Source organism: Roseovarius halophilus (ex Wu et al. 2025), from assembly GCF_047086965.1.
Genome location: NZ_JBKOTX010000052.1, coordinates 1 through 18758, shown reverse-complemented (window position 1 = coordinate 18758; position 18758 = coordinate 1). Strand labels below are relative to the sequence as shown.

The following is an 18758-nucleotide window of genomic DNA, read 5'->3' as shown; positions in this document are numbered from 1 at the left end:
GTTCACCTTGGCGCGGCGCCCTTTCGCAACAGGATCGACCTGTCAGCGCTGTCCACGCGCCAGCCGGCAAGGCGGCTTTCACGCGCGAACATGTCCGCCAACCGTCGAACCGCGTCGCGCCCGGGATTGACCAGCCCGAACTGCCGGCGCTGATACACAATGACCTCCAGCGCGGCCAGCCGCCCCGTCGCCGCCTCTAGGTCCACGCAGAAAGCAAGCCCCAGGTCCGGCCTGAAACCCTCGTATCCGCCGATCCCCTCGTAATCGTTCACGAGGTCGCCGCATCCGTACAGGATCAGCCGGCCCCGATGGATTTCCATGCCTTTCGCATGGTGCGACGAGTGCCCGACGACCAGATCCGCATCCGCCTCGTCAATGAACGCATGCGCCATGCGCCGCTGCCATTGCGGAATGTCGTAGCCCCAGTTGCCTCCCCAGTGGAGTGACACGACGAAGATGTCATCCGGGTGGCGCAGCGGATCGAGCCGGACCCGAACCGAGGCGATGGCCGCGTCCGCCGACCCCGGCAAAAGCACAACGCCGGGGCGGTCGGCCCCGGCCTCCCAATGCCGCGGGACACCGGCGGAAACGTCCCCGAACGCCGATACCAGCACACGCCGGCCATCCGGATGGTCGAGGATCAGGGGCGCGGCGGCCCGCGCCATCGTTTTGCCGGCGCCTGCATGTTTCACCCCGAGCCGATCAAGCACGTCCAGCGTATCCAGCAACCCCTGTTCCCCCCAGTCCATCACGTGGTTGTTGGCAAGAGTGCAGGCCGTGATGCCCGCCGACGCGAGGATCGATGCGTTCTCGGGCGACATCCTGTAATTTATTTCTTTGGGCGCCGGGCGGCCCCTGTTGGTGATGGCGGTTTCAAGATTGACGATCCGCAGGGCGCAGCCGCGCACGTCCAAATCCCTTGGCAGACTGCCCCATATGTGGGCGCCGTTCACGGGCTTGTCGAACGCGCCCGAATGCTGCTCGGCCAGTTCGACATACCCGGTGGCCGATCTCATGTACCTTTCGGGGATCGCCGGGTCGCAGGGCCGTGGCAGAACCTGGTCTATCCCGCGTCCGGTCATCACATCACCTGTGACGCACAGGCGACGGATGCCACAAGAGGGAGGAGAAGGACGCGTCATGGCCCGACGCTACCGGGCCGCGCGGTCCCGGGCATTGATCGTCGTAAACGACGCCGTCGCATTTGCTTGAGGTTAAGGTCCGGTCACGTCGTGCCGCCTAGCCTGATGTTGTCGGCCGCCATGACGCGCCGACGGGAAAACGGAGGTATGCCATGTCAATGCTCAAGGTCATTGAAGTCCTGGCGGAATCGGACAAGAGCTTCGAAGATGCCGCGCAATCAGCAGTCACCAAGGCGTCGGAGTCGGTGCGCAACATCAAGTCGATCTATATCAAGGACATGAACGCGTCTGTCGAGAACAACAGGATCGTCAGCTACCGGGTGAATACCAAGATCAGCTTCCTTCTAGAGGATCAACCGGCAGGAGGCTGAGGGGGCGACATGTTTCTACCCGCTGCTCAGGACGGCACGGCGGGCGGCTCAGAATACCATGCCTTGGCAGGCACTCGGGAAACGGCGGAAATTAAAGCCCGGGCCGCGCTGCCCGATTCAGGCGCTGCGCGCCTTGATTGCAGTTGCGCTTTGCCGCGGCAAGGCGCAAGGTCTGGCAGCAATCTGACAATGTAGGGCATCGGGCGCGGTGGTCCTGTTTTCGGTATTGAGGGGACGCGTGCCCGCGCTTTATCTCGCCGCACGCCGTGATCCTGACGTCATGCAGGTGGGTGTCGCCGAGGGCCGTTTTTAAGTATACTTCGAAATTCGGACACCCGCGCCGCGTTGATCACGAACAGCCCGATCAACGCCTGCCACATCCCGGCAACGAAATTGCCGCTGACCACGCTGACCACCCCGAGGATCATCAGCGCGGCCCCTAGCAGCCGGCCTGACCCCGCGGCGATCCGGGTGGCCTTGTCGGGATCGTCCGACCACCACCAGATCGCGGCGCGCAGGACCCGTCCCCCGTCAAGCGGAAATGCCGGGATCAGGTTGAAGGTGGCGAGGATGACGTTGATCAGCGCGAGGTACACGAAGACGGCGGCGAGGGGGTCCGCCGCCGAGACCGGCGGCAGCATCAGCGCAATGCCCTGAAAGAGGAGCGCGAGGCCATAGCTGGCCAACGGGCCCGCGATCGCCATGAGCAATTCGGACCGCGCGTTCGGGGGCTCGTTCTCCATCTCGGCAACGCCGCCGAAGATGAAAAGGGTGATGCCCGAGATCCGGATGTCGAAATGCCGCGCGACCACGGCATGGGCGACCTCGTGCAGAATGATCGACAGGAAAAGCCCCAGGGCGCCGACAATGCCGAGGATCCATGCGGCTCCCGGGGACAGGCCATCGATCACCACCGGGAAATATCCCTTTGCCAGCGACCATACGATCAGGACCGCGAGAAAGAACCACGAAAGATCGAGACTGACGCGGAACCCCAGTATCGAGAAAAGACCGATCTTTCCGAAAAACATTGGCTTGGCCTCCTTCCGTCACGGGCTTCGGTATGTCCGGGACATACTGACTGTTCGGTGGGAGGCTGCCATTGACCGCGGTCAATCCGGCCACGCGCCGCACTGACGCAGGTTAAGGCACCGGGCGCTTGGCGGGCCCTATGGTTGGTGCCGGGAACTGGAGGTTGTCATGAGCGCATTGGGCCTGAAGGTCATCGACTCGGCGGTCGAGTCGGCAAATGTCTGGATCAACGAGGTGGACGCGGTCACGGGATGGGACCACAAGCAGCGGGCGTACCGGCTGCTTCGGCAGGTCCTGCACGTGATCCGGGATCATCTGGGCGTGGACGAGGCTGCCCAGCTCGGGGCGCAATTGCCCGTTCTGATCCGGGGGATTTATTACGAAGGCTGGAACCCGTCGAGGACACCCGTTGTCGAACGCCGTGCCGATGGTTTCGTGGCGCAGGTTCAGGCCGCTTTCGACACGGACCCCATGGGTGATGCGCCCGAGGCGATCCGCGCCGTTCTGACCGTCATGGAGACGCACGTGTCGAGCGGCGAGATGGAGCAGGTGAAGCGGACGTTCTCCAAGGAGATCCAGGCGCTCTGGGCCGCGCCCGGCCAAGACGAGGCCTGACCGCAGGCACGGCTTCGCCCCGCATTTGCAAAGACGGGGCCACGGGGTGCGATTCGCCCAAGCGGGCGCGTGGCCCGTTTCCCGCACGATGCCAGATGGCCACGCCGTGCCGCGGGCGTGCCGGGCGCCCGCCTTCAGCGCACCGGCGGCGAGCACCCAGGTGCGCGATTGCGATTCCGCTTTTGAATCAGGTGTTAGAGTGGGTTTCCCGGCTGCCCGCGTAAATCGGGACGCGGCTGATCGTGGCTTCGCGATGCCGGGCTGCGGGCGGTCGCCTGGTCGGGTTTTGTGCGGAATGTTTGCTTTCGTGACGAGAATGTGCAAATAAATTTGCATTGCGCACCTTGAAGGCGCGATTTTTTGCACAACAGTCACACAGGGAGCTGACATGAAAAAGATTCTGAAACTGGCCGCCGCGGCCGCCGTGGCGATAGGCGCCGGTACCGCGAGCGCCGAGGAACTGGTCGTTGCCACCGACACGGCGTTCGTGCCGTTCGAATTCAAGCAGGACGGTGAATATACCGGCTTCGATATCGAGATGTGGCAGGCGATCGCGGACGACCTCGATCTGGAGTATGAACTGCGCCCGATGGATTTTTCGGGGATCATTCCCGCATTGCAGACCGGTCAGGTGGATGTCGCGCTGGCCGGGATCACGATCAAGCCGTCCCGCGAGGAAGTGATCGACTTCTCCGATGGATATTACGACAGCGGCTTTCGCCTGATGGTGCCGTCCGACAGCGATATCTCGGGATGGGATGACCTCGACGGCAAGATGCTGGCGGTGAAGACGGGCACATCGGCGTCGGACTGGGCCGAGGCCAATCTGCCGGATACCGAGCTTCGCAAGTTCCCCAACATCGACAACGCGTATCTCGAACTGCGCACCGGCCGCGTTGACGCCGCGATGCACGACACCCCCAACGTCCTGTATTACATCGCGACCGCGGGCGGCGGTCAGGTCAAGGCCGTTGGCGACCAGCAGATGGCGCATGAATACGGCATCGGCTTCCCCAAGGGCAGCGATCTCGTCGGGCCCGTCAACGAGGCGCTGGCGCGGATGCGTGAAGACGGCCGGTACGACGCGATCTACGAAAAGTGGTTCGGCGCGGACAGCGCGCAGTGACGCATGTCATGGCCGGGCCGACGCGCCCGGCCAGTTTTCCCACATGACCATGGAGAGCCGCTATGGATACCGACTGGTCAGTCATCGTCGACTTCCTGCCGCAGTTGCTGGCCGGGGCCAGAACGACGGTCTACATCACGATCACGGGCCTGATGGGCGGTCTTGTCCTTGGCACGCTCGCCGGGCTGATGCGCGCCTATGGCGGGCGCGTCCTGAACGCTGTCGCCTTCGCCTATATCGAGGTCATTCGCGGCACGCCGATCGTCGTGCAGGTGATGTTCCTGTATTTCGCGCTGCCGGTGCTGGCCGACCTGCGGATTGACCCGTTGGGGGCCGCCATTCTGGCCATCGTCGTAAATGCCGGCGCCTATATCGCCGAGATCGTGCGCGGTGCGTTCCTGTCCATCGGCAAGGGCCTGACCGAAGCGGGGCTGGCCATCGGACTGCCGCATTGGAAAGTCCTTGTCTACATCGTCGGGCCGCTGGCGTTTCGCCGGCTGATCCCGCCCCTCGGCAACCAGTTCATCGTCAGTCTCAAGGATACATCGCTGTTCATCGTGATCGGGGTCGGCGAACTGACCCGCACCGGGCAGGAGATCATGGCCGCCAATTTCAGGGCGGTCGAGATCTGGACGGCGGTCGCGATCATATACCTGATCATGACCGGCACGCTGAGCCTGATCCTGCGGACCATCGAGAAACGCATGAGGATCCTATGAGCATCATCGAATTCAGGAACACCTCGAAGCATTTCGGGGATCTCAGGGTCATCGACGGGGTCGATCTGTCGATCGACGCGGGCGAGGTCGTGGTGCTTGTCGGACCTTCGGGATCGGGCAAGTCGACGCTGTTGCGCTGTATCAACGGGCTGGAAAGCATCACGTCGGGCGACCTTGTCGTGGACGGGCTCAGTGTCACGGGCGGGTCGAAGCAGTTGCGCGAGATCCGGCAGGAGGCCGGCATGGTCTTTCAGCAGTTCAACCTGTTCCCGCAACTCAGCGCGCTGGAGAACGTGGCCTTCGGGCCGCGCAAGGTACGCGGGCTGACCGCGGAAAAGGCGCGGGACGTGGCCCGTGACCTGCTGGAAAAGGTCGGTCTGCGCGACAAGGCGGGGCATTACCCGGCCGAGCTTTCGGGCGGCCAGCAACAGCGCGTTGCCATCGCGCGCGCGCTGGCCGTCAAGCCCAAGGTCATGCTTTTCGACGAGCCGACCTCGGCGCTTGATCCCGAGTTGAAGCAGGAGGTGCTGAACGTCATGCGGGCACTTGCCGAAGAGGGGATGACGATGGTCGTCGTCACGCATGAAATGAGTTTCGCCAAGCAGGTGGGGACCCGGCTCATCTTCATGGAGCACGGCAAGATCGCGGTTGACGGCAACCCGCGGCAGGTGATCGACACGCCCCCCAACGACCGCATGAAAGATTTCCTGCAACATGTCTGACGCACAAATTGCGGAACTGGGGTGGGTCGAAGCGCGCGGAACGCCACGAGAGGTGGGGCGCGCGCTCGGGCAGGCGGGCCGCGACGCGATGCACGGCGTTCTTCTCGCCGCCGACTACTGGAAAGCGGTGACGGACCCCGCCCATTCCCACAGGGTGGGCGCGATGGCCGCGCGCGTCAGGCGGCGCTTTCCCGCGATCTGGGAGGAATTGACAGGGCTTGCCGACGGGCTGGACCTGCCGCTGGATCAGGTGGTGGCGTGGAACTGCCGGGGGGACATCCTGTCGAACGTGCCTGACGGGTGCACAACCGTTCAGTTGCCGGGCGAGACACCGGTTATCGCGCATAACGAGGATGGACTGCCGGGATTCCGCGGCCATTGTTTCATGGCGGGGACCACGCCGGACACCGGACCGGGCTTCGTCTCGTTCTGTTACCCCGGGTCCTTGCCCGGGCACACCTTTGCCGTCACCACCTCGGGTCTGGTACAGGCTGTCAACAACCTGCGCCTGCGCAACATGCAATCGGGGCTGCCGCGCATGGTGATCGGGCGGGCCGTCCTGACGCATGAGACCCTTGATGACGCGCTCGGGCTGCTGCACGGCGAAAAAGGGGCGGGCGGGTTTCACCTGACCCTCGCCCGGGCAGGAGAGGCGCGGCTGGCCAGCGTCGAGTTCGGCGCGGGAGAATGTTCCGTGCGGATGCTGGAGCGGCCCGCGGTTCATGCCAACCACGCCTTGCACATGGGCGCGGGTGCGGTTGGACAAACCGTCACGCGGTCTTCCGCGGATCGTCAGGCGCGCGGGTCGGCACTCGTGGCCTGGGCGTCCCGCGATCCGTTGGGCGTGCTGCGGGACACCGGCGGCGGCGGTCTTCCGATCCACCGGACGGAACCGGATGACCCCGATTGCGAGAACACGCTTGCCACGGCACTGTTCCGCGTAGGAAAGTCGGCAGTGGATTGGAGAGTTCATGACCAAATCTCGCAAGGGCCGGTCTACTCGGGCAGAAGCAGAACCGACTGACGCGGGCGCTGTCCCGCCCCGGTCCGTCCCGGAACTTCGCGAACTCCTGATGCGCATATCGCGGGGGAAGACGTCGGTATCGCTAGGTCCAAAGGCGCGGCAGGCGCTGGCCCGGATACTGGATCTGCAGGGCGATCCGGCGCTGCTGTCGATAACGGCCCTCGCCGAAAAGCTGGGCGTGAACCCGTCCACCCTGTCACGGTTGGCGCGCAACCTCGGGTATCCGGGGTTCGGCGCGTTTCAGCAGGTCCTGCTGGATGCGTCCATGTCCGCGCCGGGGGCCTTCTACACCCGGCAGGCCCGCGCGGCGCTGGAGGGGCAGGACGCCGAGGGAATCGGGGGGATTTCCCGCCTGTGTCACGAGAACCAGGCCAACATCGACCGTTTCCTAGAAATGTGCGATGTCGAGCAGTTCCGCCAGGCGACGCGGCTGACGACGAAAGCGCCACGCGTGATGGTGCACGGCATCCGCCAGTTCCATGCCTTTGCCAGTTTCCTTGTCTACGGCTTGCGCATGATCCGGTCGGATGTGCACCTGCTTGATTCCAACGCGCTCGGGACGGCCGAGGGGATCGCGTCCATGACGCGCGGGGATATCCTGATTACCGCCAGTTGCGCCCCCTATTCGGCGCAGGTCGCCGACGCCGCGCGCGTGGCGTCGGAGCAGGGTATCGACGTTGTCGCGGTCACCGACCGGGGCAATTCCCCGTTGGTCGATGTTTCGAGCGTCGCGATCCTTGTCCCGCACGAGACAAGTTTCCTGTCCAACTCGCTGACGACCTTCATTCTTGTTGCCGAGTGTCTGATCAACGGCTGTGCCGCGGTCGATCCGGACCGCGCGAAACGGGCTCTGGCCGGGCGGGACCGCATGATCAAGCGCATGAATGTCGAGATATGACACCAAGCGCCCGGACCGCGCTCAGAAACCGTCCTTGACCGTATACCACGCGTAGGCGAGTGGCAGCGACAGGCGGCGGAGCGGCCCGAGCTCGAATCGGCGCATGGGGCGGCGCATCAGTGCGGGCGTGTCGCGCCCCGTGCCAAGGATCTGGTCCGCGATGAGCCGCCCGGCATAGCTGCCCATGGACACCCCGTTGCCGTGATAGGCCAGCGCGGCATAGGCGTTTTCAAGGCCGGGAACGGGACCGGCGAAGGGCGTCAGGTTGCGTGACAGGCACACCAGCCCGGACCAGCCGTGGTCGGTGTCGACATGGCGCCATGCCGGAAAGGTCCGGTCGAAATCGCGGCGCGCTGCGCGTGCGGCGCGGTCCAGTGACGACCGGGTTGTCCGCCAGCTTCCCCGCATTCCGAAAAGCATTCTGTTGTCGGGCATGAGGCGGAAATAATGCAGCAGGTGGCGTGTATCGAAGCACATCTGCCGGGTTGTCCAGCCCTGATCGGCAAGTTCGCCGTCGCTCAGTGGCCGGGTGACGATGATGTTGGACTGGGCGGGCAGGTAGCGCCCGGCCAGCCAGCGCGGCACCGTGTCGGAACTGTAGCCGTTGGTGGCCACGACAAGCGTCTTGGCCGTGATCTGCCCGCCCGGCGTGCCGAGCAGGTGCCGCCCGTCAGGCGCACGGCCCAGCGAGGTGACGGGCGACTGCGCGCAAAGCCGGGCGCCCGCCGCGACCGCAGCCCGTGCCAGCCCGTGGTGATATTTCAGCGGATTGAGCGCGAAACCGATCGGGTTGGTGACGGCGCCGTGAAATGCCGCGTTCTTCATGCCGTGTTCCGCCATCGCGTCGGGGCCGATCACTTGGCAGGCAACACCGTGTATCGCGGATATTTCGCGGGCATGTTCTTCGAGCGCGGCGCGCGCCGATGGGCGGTGCGCGACCAGCGTTTCGCCCTGCGAATGGGTGTCGGCCTCGATCCCGTGGGTGTCGAGAAGCGCCTCGACATGGGCCACGGCGTTGGCTTCGGCCCGGAAATAGGCCTTGGCGTCGGCCTCCCCGTACCGCGCTTTCAGGGTCGCCGGGCTGGCCTTGGCGCCGCCAAGGCAGCAAAAACCGCCGTTTCGGCCTGACGCCCCCCAGCCCGGCGCCTGTGCGTCCGCGACGATCACGTGGCGTCCGGCCTGAGCCAGCGCGAGAGCGGCATTAAGCCCGGTAAACCCCCCGCCGATCACCGCGACGTCACAGGACATGGCCCCGGAAACGGGCGGCGCGTCGGGGGCGTGCGCGACCGTGCTGCGCCAGAAATTCCCGTTGTCGGGCACCGGCCCGTAGGCAAGATCTTCGTAGATGTGTCGCATGGCTTTCCGGGGTTGGCGGTGTCGTGGCTGTGGCGGCGGTGCGGCCGGTGTGTCATGGCGGGTCAGATGGTTGCCTGTTCGACACCCTCCGCGATTGCCTTTCTGAGTTTCTTTTCCAGGGCGGCCTGCTTGGCCTGGGAATGGAATTTCAGACCGAACATGTCCTTGACGTAAAAGCTGTCGACGACCTGTTCGCCGTAGGTCGCGATCACCGCGGAGTTGATGTAGACGTTGCTGGCCGCCAATGTCCGCGTCAGGTCGTAGAGCAGGCCGGGCCTGTCGCGCGTGTCCACCTCGATGATCGTATAGATCTCCGACCCCTCGTTGTCGAACGTGATATGCGTGGGCACGCGGAAGGCGCGCTCGCGTTTCTTGATCTTGTCGCGGGACTTGATGGCCTCGGCGGCAACGACTTCGCCGCGCAATGTCTTGTGGATCATCTCGCGCAGGCGCGGCAGGCGTTCGGCCTCGTACGGGTGACCGTCCCCGTCCTGGATCCAGAACGCGGCGGTGGCGAAACCGTCCTTCGAGGTGTACGTGCGCGCATCGACCACGTTGGCGCCGACAAGCGCCAGCGCCCCGGCCAGCCGCGAGAAAATGCCGGGATGATCGGCGAGCGCGAAGCAGGCCCGCGTCGCGTCGCGATCCTCGTCGATGGCGAGGTCGATGGCGATCTCGTCTTCGTCCAGATCATGCAGCAGCCGTGCGAACACCACGTGGGCGGTCACGTGCAGGCCTTGCCAATAGGGCGGGTAGTGCCGCGCCGTTTCGGCCTTGATCGCCTTCGGATCCCAGTTGGCCAGGGCCTCGCGCAGCTTGCGCTTGGCGTCCGACCCCCGCTGTTCGCGGTTGAGGTCTTCCAGCCCGCCTTCCATCGCGCGCCGGGTCTGGCGGTAGAGCGCGCGCAGCAGCGAGGCCTTCCAATTGTTCCACGTGCCCGGACCCACGCCCCGGATGTCGCAGACCGTCAGCATGAGCAAAAGGTCGAGCCGTTCGCGCGTTTGCACGGCCTTGGCGAAATCGCGGACAGTGCGCGGATCGGCGATGTCGCGTTTCTGGGCCATGTCCGACATCAGCAGGTGGTACCGCACCAGCCATTCGACCGTGTCGACCTCTTTCGCCTTCAGGCCCAACCGGGGCGCCACGCGGCGCGCGATCTGCGCCCCGAGGATCGAATGATCCTCCGGCCGGCCCTTGCCGATGTCATGCAGCAAAAGTGCGACGTAAAGCACGCGGCGGTTCAGCCCCTCTTCGAATATCGAGGAGGCGATCGGCAGGTCCTCGGCCAGTTCGCCGCGCTCGATGCGGGCCAACTGGCTGATGCACTGGATAGTGTGCTCGTCCACGGTGTAGCTGTGATACATGTTGAACTGCATCATCGCCACGATGGGTTCGAATTCGGGGATGAAGGCGGACAGCACGCCCAGTTCGTTCATGCGGCGCAACGCGCGCTCGGGATTGCCGTGTTTCAGCAACAGGTCGAGGAACAGCTTGCGGGCCTTCGGATCGGAGCGGACGCTTTCGTCGATGAGCCGCAGGTTGGCCGTGACGAGGCGCATCGCGTCGGGGTGGATCAACAGCCCGGTGCGCAGGCCTTCCCCGAAAATGCGCAACAGGTTCAGCTTGTCGTCCAGGAACGTGGTCTCGTCCTCGATCGCCAGCCGGCCATGCACCTCCACGTAGCCTTGCTTGAGTTTCTTCTTGCGACGAAAGAGCCGCTGCAAAAGCGGCTCGGACTTGACATGCGCGGCTTCCAGCTTGGTCAGGAATATCCGGGTCAGGTCGCCCACGGCGGTGGCGTGGCGGAAGTAATCCTGCATGAAATGTTCCACCGCGCGGCGGCCCGCGATATCGACGTAGCCCATCCGCTCGGCGACCTCGACCTGCAGGTCGAATGTCAACTGGTCGTTGGGGCGGCCCGTGACCAGGTGCAACTGGCACCTGACGGCCCACAGGAAATTCTCGGCAGTGGCGAAGGTGTCGAATTCCTCCTCGGTGAACATGCCGAGCGCGACAAGTTCGGCCGTGTCCTGGACGTGGTGGAGGTACTTGGCGATCCAGAACAGCGATTGCAGGTCGCGCAGCCCGCCCTTGCCCTCTTTCACGTTGGGTTCGACCATGTATCTCTGCCCGCCCTGTTTCTTGTGCCGGGCGTCGCGTTCTTCCAGCTTGGCCTCGATGAAAGCGCGCTCGCTGCCCTTGAACAGGTTTTCCCACAGCTGTGAGTTCAGGTCCTCGGACAGGGCGGGATCCCCGGCGAGAAAGCGGTTTTCCAGCAGCGCGGTGCGGATCGTGAAATCTTCTCGGCCGAGGCGCAGGCAATCGCGGATCGTCCGGCTGGCATGCCCGACCTTCAGACGCAGGTCCCACAGCATGTAAAGCATGCTTTCGATCACGCTCTCGGCCCACGGCGTGATCTTGTAGGGCGTCAGGAACAGCAGATCGACATCCGATTGCGGTGCCATCTCGCCCCGTCCGTAGCCGCCCACGGCGAGAACGGAGATGCGTTCGGAGTCGGTGGGCGTCGGCAAGGGGTGCATGACGCGCGTGGCCGTCTCGAAGGCAGCCAGAACAACGCGATCGGTCAGCCAGCAATAACTGCGCGTGGCCGAGTGCGCGGCGAACGGGTGGCGTGAAAGCGTTTCGGCGATGGCGTCACGCCCGCGCCGCAGCTCGTCGCCGAGGATCGAGACGACGGCACCGCGCAGCGCGGTCTGGTCCGACGCGTTTTCCGCCACGGCATCGGCTATCCTCGCATCGGTGCCGGCAATGTCGAAGATTTCAGGGCCCGGACGGATCAGGCCCTCCGGGTCTGGGGTCAATCGCTGCTCCATCCTGCGTGCCGATCTAGAAACCGGCGCCGCCAAAGCTGCGCGGGGCAGGGGCCAGTATTTCCACCTTGTTGTCGCGGATCGTCGCCACGGCAAGGCCGCGTTCGTTCGTGCCGTCCGGACGCAACCGGAAGATGCCGTTGACGCCCGCGAAGCCGGCGCCCTGTGTCAGCGAGGCCCGGCCGAGCGCGTCGCGCCGGCCGCTGCCGGCCAGCGCGCCGATCGCCGCGATCCCGTCATAGGCCAGCCCCGCAAGTGCGTGGGGGCGTTCGCCGTGGGCGGCCTCGTAGCGGCTGCGGAATTGCGCGGCGCGCTGCGGATCTGGAAGTGCGAACCAGCCTCCCTGAACCCCGGGCAGCTCGAGCGTCTGCGGCGGCAGATCCCAACGTGTCAGGCCAATGAACTGGATCCTTTCCTGGTCGAGCCCGACCTCGGGCAGCATCTGCGTCAGCAGCGGCAGCGCCCCGGCGGTGTTGGCCGTCAGGAAGATGGCGTCCGCGCCCTCGCTCGTGGCCGTGGCCTTGATGCGCGGCACGGCCGAAACCACGCCCTGCTGCGAAAACTGGTACCCCACGCTGCCGGCAAGCGAGGTTCCGGTGTCGGCCACGGCCTGTTCGATGGCCTCGCGGCCCAGACGCCCGGCAAGGTTGTCGCCGTGGACCGCCATGATCCGGGTCTTGCCTTGGCGCGCGGCAAAGCCTGCAAGCCGTTTGGCCGTGTTGCGGAAGGTCTGTCCGAGGATGAAGAGGTTCCCGCCGGCGATCGTCGGATTGTTCGAGAAGGCGAGCACATTGACGTTCTGGTTCGCGACCGCGACCGACACGGCATTCGCCGACTCGGCATGCAGGGGGCCGAGGATGATCCGCGCCCCGTCGGCAACCGCGTTCTCGGCCGCGTTCCGGGCTTGGGCCGCGTCGCCCGCGGTACCATAGACCCGCAGGTCGATCCTGACGCCGTCAAGGTCCGCCGAGGCCAGCCGCGCGGCGTTTTCGAGGTCACGGGCAAGTTTCTGCTCTTGCGGGTTCGACGCGCCATGCGGCACGAGAAGCGCCACGGGAACCGTGGCGGACGTGCGCGTGCCGCCGCTGCCTCCGCCGGGCAGGGCAGGCCCCTGACAGGCTGCGAGCAAAGACGCCAGCAGTCCCGAGAGAAGAAGCGCCGAGGCCTTGCGGATCGTTGATAAAACAGCAAACATGCGATCTTTGACTCCCTGACTGCGGCGGGCGGTGCCGTCTTTCGTTGTCTGGGATCATAAACGTCACACGGGGCGGGTCCAGTGGTGAATCCGGAAAGCGACGAGCTGGCGGCGGGGCTCTACCTGATCGCGACGCCCATCGGCAGCGCGCGCGATATCACGCTGCGTGCGCTGGACATCCTGTCCGCCGCCGACGTGATCGCGGCCGAGGACACGCGCAGCCTGCGCAAGTTGATGGACATCCACGGTATCGCGCTGCAGGACCGCCCGCTGATCGCCTATCACGATCACAATGGCGCGCGGGTGCGGCCGAGGCTCCTCGCGGCGCTCGATGCGGGGAAATCAGTCGTTTACGCCGCCGAGGCCGGGACACCCATGGTCGCGGATCCGGGCTTCGATCTCGCGCGGGAGGCCGTGGCGGCGGGGTACGCGCTGACGGCCGCGCCCGGGCCGTCGGCCGTGATCACCGCGCTGACGCTGTCGGGGCTGCCGACGGACAGTTTCTTTTTCGCCGGCTTCCTGCCCTCGGCATCAGGCAAGCGGAAAACCGCGTTGGGCGATTTGGCGGCCGTGCCCGGCACGCTGGTTTTCTACGAATCGCCAAGGCGCCTGTCCGCGATGCTGATGGACGCCGCCGCCGTCCTTGGCAGGACTCGGCGGGCGGCCGTGTGCCGTGAGTTGACCAAGAAGTTCGAGGAGGTCCTGCACGGCAGCCTTGATGAACTCGCGGCGCTGTGCGGCGAGCGGACGTTGAAAGGCGAGATCGTGGTCCTGGTGGATCGCGGCGCTTCGGAAAACGTTAGCGATTCGGACGTAGCCTCCCGCCTGTCGGAAGTGTTGCCGGACCATTCGGTTCGTGACGCGGCGGATATTGTCGCGGGCGAACTGGGGGTGAAGCGGCGACAGGTCTATCAGCGCGCGCTCGAGATGACGCGCGACCGCAAAGAGGACGGGTGCGAATGAAAACATCGCAAACGGGGCCGCGCCCCCCTGCGCCGGACCGGCGGCGGCGGGGCCAGCGGGCATGGCATGCCGGGCGCGCGGCGGAGGACGCCGTGGCGCGCGTTTACCGAACACGCGGCGCCACCTTGCTGGAACGCCGCTGGCGCGGCGCGGGCGGGGAGGTCGACCTGATCGTGCTGGAGAACGGCGAATATGTCTTCTGCGAGGTGAAGGCGGCACGTGATGCAGGCGCGGCGATGCGGCGGCTGCGTCCCGCCCAGGTGCAACGTATCCACGCCGCCGCGTCCGAGTATCTGGGCACCACGCCCGAAGGCCAGTTGACCACGCTGCGTTTTGACCTTGCAACGGTGGACGAGACGGGGCGCGTTGACATAGTCGAGAACGCGTTCGGTCATTTCTGATTTGCACGCCGCGCGGTCATGGCGCATGAAAAGGCATCTGATGACTGCGGGGGAGCCCCATGAAGATCGCCTTCCAGATGGACCCGATTGGCCCGATCGACATCGACGCCGACAGCACCTTTCGACTGGCCGAGGAGGCACAGGCAAGGGAGCACGAGCTTTTCTACTACACGCCCGACCAGCTGGCCTACGAGGAAGGTCGCATCACCGCGCGCGGCTGGCCTCTGACGGTGCAGCGTGTCCACGGGGATCATTTCCGGCTGGGCGAGGAGCGGACTGTTGACCTTGCGGATTTCGATGTCGTGTGGTTGCGGCAGGACCCGCCTTTCGACATGTTCTACATCACTACCACGCATCTGTTGCAGCGCCTGTCACCCGGCACGCTGGTGGTGAACGATCCGTTCTGGGTGCGCAACTTCCCCGAGAAGCTGCTGATCCTCGATTTTCCCGAGCTTATGCCGCCCACGGCCATCGCGCGCGACCTGGGGGCGATCCGTGCCTTCAAGGACCGTCATGGCGACGTGATCCTGAAACCGCTTTACGGGAACGGCGGGGCCGGGGTCTTCCACCTGTCGGAATCCGACCGCAACCTCAGCAGCCTGCACGAATTGTTCACCGGGTTCTCGCGCGAGCCGCTGATCGTGCAGAAATACCTGCCCGAGATCAAGGAAGGCGACAAGCGCGTTATCCTCGTGGAGGGCGAGGCGGTGGGCGCGATCAACCGCGTCCCGGCCACGGGCGAGACCCGGTCGAACATGCATGTCGGCGGCCGCCCCGAGAAAGTCGCGCTGAGCGACCGTGACAGGGAAATCTGCGCGGCCATCGGCCCGCTTCTGCGTGAAAGGGGGCAGGTTTTCGTGGGTATCGACGTGATCGGCAATTACCTGACCGAGATAAACGTGACCTCGCCCACCGGCATCCAGGAACTGGAACGCTTTGACAACATCAACGTCGCCGGCCGGATCTGGGAGGCCATCGAGGCGCGCCGGGCGTGAGCGTCGTTCGTCATCTGCTCAACGGGTGGCTGCGGCTCACCGAAAAGCGGTTGCTGGCACGCGGGCCTGCACCGGACGTGCTGCGCCGCTCTTTCGAGCGCAAGGCGCGGTGGTTCTTTCATGCGCCGCGCGGAACGCGTTTCGAGGACGGTCACGTCGCCGGCGTGCCGGTCCACTGGGTCCGCGCCCCCGGGGTCGGCCGGGAGTCCGGGCCGCTGATCCTGTATTTCCACGGCGGCGGCTATGTTTTCGGCGCGCCGCGCACGCACCGGGCGATGCTGGCCGAAGTGTCGCGCCTGACGGGTCTTCCGGCGTGCTTGCCGGATTACCGCAAGGCGCCAGAGCACCCGTTCCCCGCGGCCATGGAGGATGCGCTGGCCGTCTACGGCGCGTTGGCCGCGCGGCCGGGCGGGGTCATCCTTGGTGGTGACAGCGCGGGGGGCGGGCTGGCCCTGTCGCTTCTGGCCGGATGCACGCGGCAGGAAGGCTCGGGGCCCGTGGCGACCTTCGCCTTCTCGCCCTTGACTGACGCGCGGTTGGCGGGGGAAAGCCTGCGGCGCAACGCCGAGGCGGACGTGATGCTGCCCGCGTCGCGCGCGGACTCGCTCATCGAAATGTATCTGCAGGGCGCCGACCCGTCGGACCCGCGCGCCAGCCCGCTGCTGGCCGGGTTCGCGGGGGCCGGGCCGGTCTGGCTGGCGGCGAGCGATACCGAGATCCTGCTGGACGATACACGCCGGATGGCCGCTGTGCTGCGCGATCAGGGCGTGGCGGTGACCGAAACCATCGCGCATGATCTGCCGCATGTCTGGCCGATATTTCACAATGTCCTGCCCGAGGCGCGTGCAACGCTGCGCGATCTGGCGGGGTGGATCAAATCTCTCTGATGCCGGAAACACGGTAGCCGACGGCCTCGGCAACGTGGGGTTGACGCACGGCCTCGGCGCCGTCGAGATCGGCAATGGTACGCGCCACCCGCAGCACCCTGTGATAGCCGCGCGCGGAAAGCCCGAACCGCTCCGCCACGCGGTTGATCAGCGCGCGCCCGTCCCTGTCCGGCGTCGCGACCTGTTCCAATACCTCGCCTTCGGCATCGGCGTTGAGGCGCATGCCCGACGAGTCGGCGAAGCGTGTCTCCTGCATCGCCCGGGCCGCCGCCACCCGGGCGGCCACGGTTTTCGAGCCGTCGCCCGAGGCGGGCAGGTCGAGATCGGTGAAGGCCACCGGGGGCACATCCACGCGCAGGTCGAAACGGTCCATCAGCGGCCCCGAGATGCGCCCCATGTAATCCTCGCCGCATTGGGGGGCGCGGGCGCAGGCGCGGGCGGGATCGGAAAGGTACCCGCATTTGCAGGGGTTGGCCGCCGCGACCAGCATGAAACGGCAGGGATATGTCACATGGGCGTTGGCCCGCGCGACCATGACCTCGCCCGTTTCGATGGGCTGGCGCAGCGTTTCCAGCACCGTGCGGGGGAATTCCGGGAACTCGTCCATGAAGAGGACGCCGTTATGCGCGAGGCTGATTTCGCCAGGCGCGGCGCGGCGCCCGCCGCCCACGATGGCGGCCATGGAGGCGGTGTGGTGCGGTTCGCGGAACGGCCGGGCGCGGCTTATGCCGCCTTCCTCGATCAACCCCGCGAGCGAATGGATCATCGAGGTGTCCAGCGCTTCGGCGGCGGTGAGGGGCGGCAGGATGCCGGGCAGCCGGGCGGCCAGCATGGATTTGCCCGAGCCGGGCGTGCCCACCATCATGAGGTGATGGCGCCCCGCCGCCGCGATTTCGAGGGCGCGCTTGGCGCGTTCCTGGCCCTTGACGTCTTTCAGGTCGCGCGCCGCGGCGTCGCCCCGCACTTCGCCGGGCTCGGCGACGGACAGCGGAGATTGCCCGGTGAAGTGGCGCACGACGTCGGCAAGGCTGCCGGCGCCGAGGACGCGGGTCGCGTCGACCCAAGCGGCCTCGGGCCCCGATGCCTTCGGGCATAGCAGTTGGCGGTCGTTCCCGGCGGCGGCCATCGCGGCGGGCAGGGCGCCGATCACCGGCACGAGCGAGCCGTCGAGCGACAACTCGCCAAGGGCGCAGGTCTGCTCGACCGCGTCCACCGGGATGACTTCCAGCGCGGCGAGCAGCGCCAGCGCGATGGGCAGGTCGAAATGGCTGCCCTCCTTGGGCATGTCGGCCGGGCTCAGATTGAGGGTGATGCGCTTGGAGGGCAGCGCGATCGCCATGGAGGACAGCGCGGTGCGGACGCGGTCGCGCGCTTCGGACACGGCCTTGTCGGGGAGACCTACCAGCGAAAAGGCCGGCAGGCCGGGGGTGACGGCGCATTGCACCTCGACAGGTTTTGCGTCGATGCCTTCGAAGGCGACTGTGTGGGCGCGGGCGACCATGGAGCATCCGGATTGGGTGAACCTGGTTAATGGTTAGCCTGCCGGATGTTGAGGAATGGTTAACGGCCGTGCTGCCGCGCCGGGGCAGTCTGGCCTGCCGCCGGTTGAGGCGTGGTTAACGCCAGGGCCGGGCGTGACGCGCGCGGCGCCATGGTGTAGGGCGCGCGGCATGTCGGACTATGCCCCGCCCACCGACCCGTTGACCGTTCTGCACGAGGATCACGAGATCCTTGTCGTGGACAAGCCCGCCGGCCTGTTGTCGGTGCCGGGCAAGGGTGCGCACCTGGCCGATTGCCTGCTGTCGCGCGTGCGGGAGGCCTTTCCCAACGCGCTGCTGGTGCACCGGCTGGACAGGGACACGTCCGGCGTGATGGTGTTCGCCCTGTCGCCGCACGCGCAGCGCCACCTTGGCCTGCAATTCGAGAGGCGGCACGCGAAAAAGACATATGCCGCAAGGGTTTGGGGCCATCTCGAGCCGAGGAAAGGCAGCGTCGATCTGCCCCTGATCGTGGACTGGCCGAACCGCCCGCTGCAGAAGGTCTGCCATGACACGGGCAAGCCGGCGCTGACCGAATGGCGGGTGCAGCGTCACGGCGCGGGCGAGACGCGGGTGCGGCTGATGCCCAAGACCGGGCGCAGTCACCAGTTGCGGGTGCACATGCTGGCGCTGGCTCATCCCATCCTTGGCGACCCGCTTTATGCCGAGGGCGCGGCGCGGGATCATACCCGGCTCATGCTTCATTCGGAAGAGTTGCGGCTGCGTCATCCCGATGGCGGCGCCGGGGTGCGCTTCCGGGCGAAGGCGCCGTTCTAGACGCGGCCGTCGCGGCGCGCGTTGCGTTAACGGAAATGGTTAACCGGAGCGGGCACGGGGCGCTGAACCGGGGGTCGGCAGCGCGTCGGGGCCGCGTCCGTATCGCGTCGGTGCCGATGCGGGCGGCGCGGTCCGGTCAGGCGCGCAGCACGCGATCGGTGAGGTT

18 protein-coding genes are annotated in these 18758 nt (G+C 66.2%); 12 read left to right on the top strand and 6 right to left on the bottom strand.

The features are described 5' to 3' along the window. Positions 1 to 2: 2 nt before the first annotated feature. Positions 3 to 1142 carry a CapA family protein gene (locus ACH107_RS12450; protein WP_412506129.1) on the bottom strand — a complete coding sequence of 380 codons (1140 nt, stop codon included), beginning with the start codon at positions 1140 to 1142 and terminating at the stop codon, positions 3 to 5. 152 nt (positions 1143 to 1294) lie between these two features. Between ACH107_RS12450 and ACH107_RS12445 the strand changes: the two genes are divergently transcribed. Next, entirely contained in the window at positions 1295 to 1513 is a 219-nt protein-coding gene (locus ACH107_RS12445) for a dodecin family protein (protein ID WP_412506128.1), read from the top strand. A gap of 278 nt (positions 1514 to 1791) precedes the next feature. Here ACH107_RS12445 and ACH107_RS12440 read toward each other — a convergent pair whose 3' ends face one another. Continuing rightward, positions 1792 to 2544, bottom strand: a complete 753-nt coding sequence (locus ACH107_RS12440; protein WP_412506127.1) for a site-2 protease family protein — start codon at positions 2542 to 2544, stop codon at positions 1792 to 1794. A 169-nt stretch (positions 2545 to 2713) separates the two neighbouring features. Here ACH107_RS12440 and ACH107_RS12435 point away from each other — a divergent pair, with 169 nt between their 5' ends. From ACH107_RS12435 to ACH107_RS12410, 6 genes are all read left to right on the top strand, one after another. After that, positions 2714 to 3160 (top strand): DUF2267 domain-containing protein, encoded by a 447-nt coding sequence (locus tag ACH107_RS12435; RefSeq protein WP_412506126.1) that lies wholly within the window; start codon positions 2714 to 2716, stop codon positions 3158 to 3160. 388 nt (positions 3161 to 3548) lie between these two features. Next, positions 3549 to 4286, top strand: a complete 738-nt coding sequence (gene glnH, locus ACH107_RS12430) for a glutamine ABC transporter substrate-binding protein GlnH (protein ID WP_412506125.1) — start codon at positions 3549 to 3551, stop codon at positions 4284 to 4286. Positions 4287 to 4348: 62 nt separating this feature from the next. Beyond that, on the top strand, positions 4349 to 5005 hold the full coding sequence (gene glnP, locus ACH107_RS12425; RefSeq protein ID WP_412506124.1) for a glutamine ABC transporter permease GlnP: 657 nt from the start codon (positions 4349 to 4351) through the stop codon (positions 5003 to 5005). A gap of 2 nt (positions 5006 to 5007) precedes the next feature. Then, the gene (glnQ, locus tag ACH107_RS12420) at positions 5008 to 5727 is read left to right on the top strand and encodes a glutamine ABC transporter ATP-binding protein GlnQ (RefSeq protein ID WP_412506141.1); all 720 of its coding nucleotides are present in this window, start codon (positions 5008 to 5010) and stop codon (positions 5725 to 5727) included. Continuing rightward, a complete protein-coding gene (locus ACH107_RS12415) occupies positions 5720 to 6751 on the top strand; it encodes a C45 family autoproteolytic acyltransferase/hydolase (RefSeq protein ID WP_412506123.1) in 1032 nt (343 codons plus the stop codon). The genes glnQ and ACH107_RS12415 overlap by 8 nt, the downstream gene beginning before the upstream one ends. A 49-nt stretch (positions 6752 to 6800) precedes the next feature. Further along, on the top strand, positions 6801 to 7649 hold the full coding sequence (locus ACH107_RS12410; protein ID WP_412506122.1) for a MurR/RpiR family transcriptional regulator: 849 nt from the start codon (positions 6801 to 6803) through the stop codon (positions 7647 to 7649). A 21-nt stretch (positions 7650 to 7670) separates the two neighbouring features. Here the strand turns inward: ACH107_RS12410 and ACH107_RS12405 are convergent, their stop codons facing one another. From ACH107_RS12405 to ACH107_RS12395, 3 genes are all read right to left on the bottom strand, one after another. Then, positions 7671 to 9005: an NAD(P)/FAD-dependent oxidoreductase gene (locus tag ACH107_RS12405; RefSeq protein ID WP_412506121.1), complete on the bottom strand. Its 1335-nt coding sequence runs from the start codon at positions 9003 to 9005 to the stop codon at positions 7671 to 7673. Positions 9006 to 9067: 62 nt separating this feature from the next. Then, positions 9068 to 11839, bottom strand: coding sequence for a [protein-PII] uridylyltransferase (locus ACH107_RS12400; protein ID WP_412506120.1), 2772 nt, complete (start codon positions 11837 to 11839; stop codon positions 9068 to 9070). A gap of 13 nt (positions 11840 to 11852) precedes the next feature. Further along, positions 11853 to 13031: a penicillin-binding protein activator gene (locus tag ACH107_RS12395; protein ID WP_412506119.1), complete on the bottom strand. Its 1179-nt coding sequence runs from the start codon at positions 13029 to 13031 to the stop codon at positions 11853 to 11855. 84 nt (positions 13032 to 13115) lie between these two features. Here ACH107_RS12395 and rsmI point away from each other — a divergent pair, with 84 nt between their 5' ends. Genes rsmI through ACH107_RS12375 form a run of 4 tightly spaced genes read left to right on the top strand, consistent with a single transcriptional unit; the run spans position 13116 to position 16277 of the window. Then, positions 13116 to 13994, top strand: a complete 879-nt coding sequence (gene rsmI / locus ACH107_RS12390) for a 16S rRNA (cytidine(1402)-2'-O)-methyltransferase (protein ID WP_412506140.1) — start codon at positions 13116 to 13118, stop codon at positions 13992 to 13994. Then, positions 13991 to 14395 carry a YraN family protein gene (locus ACH107_RS12385; RefSeq protein ID WP_412506118.1) on the top strand — a complete coding sequence of 135 codons (405 nt, stop codon included), beginning with the start codon at positions 13991 to 13993 and terminating at the stop codon, positions 14393 to 14395. The genes rsmI and ACH107_RS12385 overlap by 4 nt, the downstream gene beginning before the upstream one ends. Positions 14396 to 14454: 59 nt before the next feature. Continuing rightward, on the top strand, positions 14455 to 15390 hold the full coding sequence (gene gshB, locus ACH107_RS12380) for a glutathione synthase (RefSeq protein WP_412506117.1): 936 nt from the start codon (positions 14455 to 14457) through the stop codon (positions 15388 to 15390). Further along, positions 15387 to 16277: an alpha/beta hydrolase gene (locus ACH107_RS12375; protein ID WP_412506116.1), complete on the top strand. Its 891-nt coding sequence runs from the start codon at positions 15387 to 15389 to the stop codon at positions 16275 to 16277. The genes gshB and ACH107_RS12375 overlap by 4 nt, the downstream gene beginning before the upstream one ends. On the opposite strand, the gene ACH107_RS12370 is transcribed toward ACH107_RS12375, so the two are convergent. Continuing rightward, a complete protein-coding gene (locus ACH107_RS12370; protein ID WP_412506115.1) occupies positions 16264 to 17778 on the bottom strand; it encodes a YifB family Mg chelatase-like AAA ATPase in 1515 nt (504 codons plus the stop codon). The two genes, ACH107_RS12375 and ACH107_RS12370, sit on opposite strands and share 14 nt — an antisense overlap. A 169-nt stretch (positions 17779 to 17947) precedes the next feature. On the opposite strand from ACH107_RS12370, the gene ACH107_RS12365 reads away from it, so the two are divergent. Then, positions 17948 to 18592: a pseudouridine synthase gene (locus ACH107_RS12365; protein WP_412506114.1), complete on the top strand. Its 645-nt coding sequence runs from the start codon at positions 17948 to 17950 to the stop codon at positions 18590 to 18592. The last annotated feature ends 166 nt before the right edge of the window (positions 18593 to 18758 follow it).

Excerpts from the sequence above, each read along its gene's own strand:
- ACH107_RS12450 (WP_412506129.1), bottom strand. The coding sequence starts at position 1,142 with ATGACGCGTCCTTCTCCTCCCTCTTGTGGCATCCGTCGCCTGTGCGTC.
- ACH107_RS12445 (WP_412506128.1), top strand. The coding sequence starts at position 1,295 with ATGTCAATGCTCAAGGTCATTGAAGTCCTGGCGGAATCGGACAAGAGC.
- ACH107_RS12440 (WP_412506127.1), bottom strand. The coding sequence starts at position 2,544 with ATGTTTTTCGGAAAGATCGGTCTTTTCTCGATACTGGGGTTCCGCGTC.
- ACH107_RS12435 (WP_412506126.1), top strand. The coding sequence starts at position 2,714 with ATGAGCGCATTGGGCCTGAAGGTCATCGACTCGGCGGTCGAGTCGGCA.
- glnH (WP_412506125.1), top strand. The coding sequence starts at position 3,549 with ATGAAAAAGATTCTGAAACTGGCCGCCGCGGCCGCCGTGGCGATAGGC.
- glnP (WP_412506124.1), top strand. The coding sequence starts at position 4,349 with ATGGATACCGACTGGTCAGTCATCGTCGACTTCCTGCCGCAGTTGCTG.
- ACH107_RS12415 (WP_412506123.1), top strand. The coding sequence starts at position 5,720 with ATGTCTGACGCACAAATTGCGGAACTGGGGTGGGTCGAAGCGCGCGGA.
- ACH107_RS12410 (WP_412506122.1), top strand. The coding sequence starts at position 6,801 with ATGCGCATATCGCGGGGGAAGACGTCGGTATCGCTAGGTCCAAAGGCG.
- ACH107_RS12405 (WP_412506121.1), bottom strand. The coding sequence starts at position 9,005 with ATGCGACACATCTACGAAGATCTTGCCTACGGGCCGGTGCCCGACAAC.
- ACH107_RS12400 (WP_412506120.1), bottom strand. The coding sequence starts at position 11,839 with ATGGAGCAGCGATTGACCCCAGACCCGGAGGGCCTGATCCGTCCGGGC.
- ACH107_RS12395 (WP_412506119.1), bottom strand. The coding sequence starts at position 13,031 with ATGTTTGCTGTTTTATCAACGATCCGCAAGGCCTCGGCGCTTCTTCTC.
- ACH107_RS12385 (WP_412506118.1), top strand. The coding sequence starts at position 13,991 with ATGAAAACATCGCAAACGGGGCCGCGCCCCCCTGCGCCGGACCGGCGG.
- gshB (WP_412506117.1), top strand. The coding sequence starts at position 14,455 with ATGAAGATCGCCTTCCAGATGGACCCGATTGGCCCGATCGACATCGAC.
- ACH107_RS12370 (WP_412506115.1), bottom strand. The coding sequence starts at position 17,778 with ATGGTCGCCCGCGCCCACACAGTCGCCTTCGAAGGCATCGACGCAAAA.
- ACH107_RS12365 (WP_412506114.1), top strand. The coding sequence starts at position 17,948 with ATGTCGGACTATGCCCCGCCCACCGACCCGTTGACCGTTCTGCACGAG.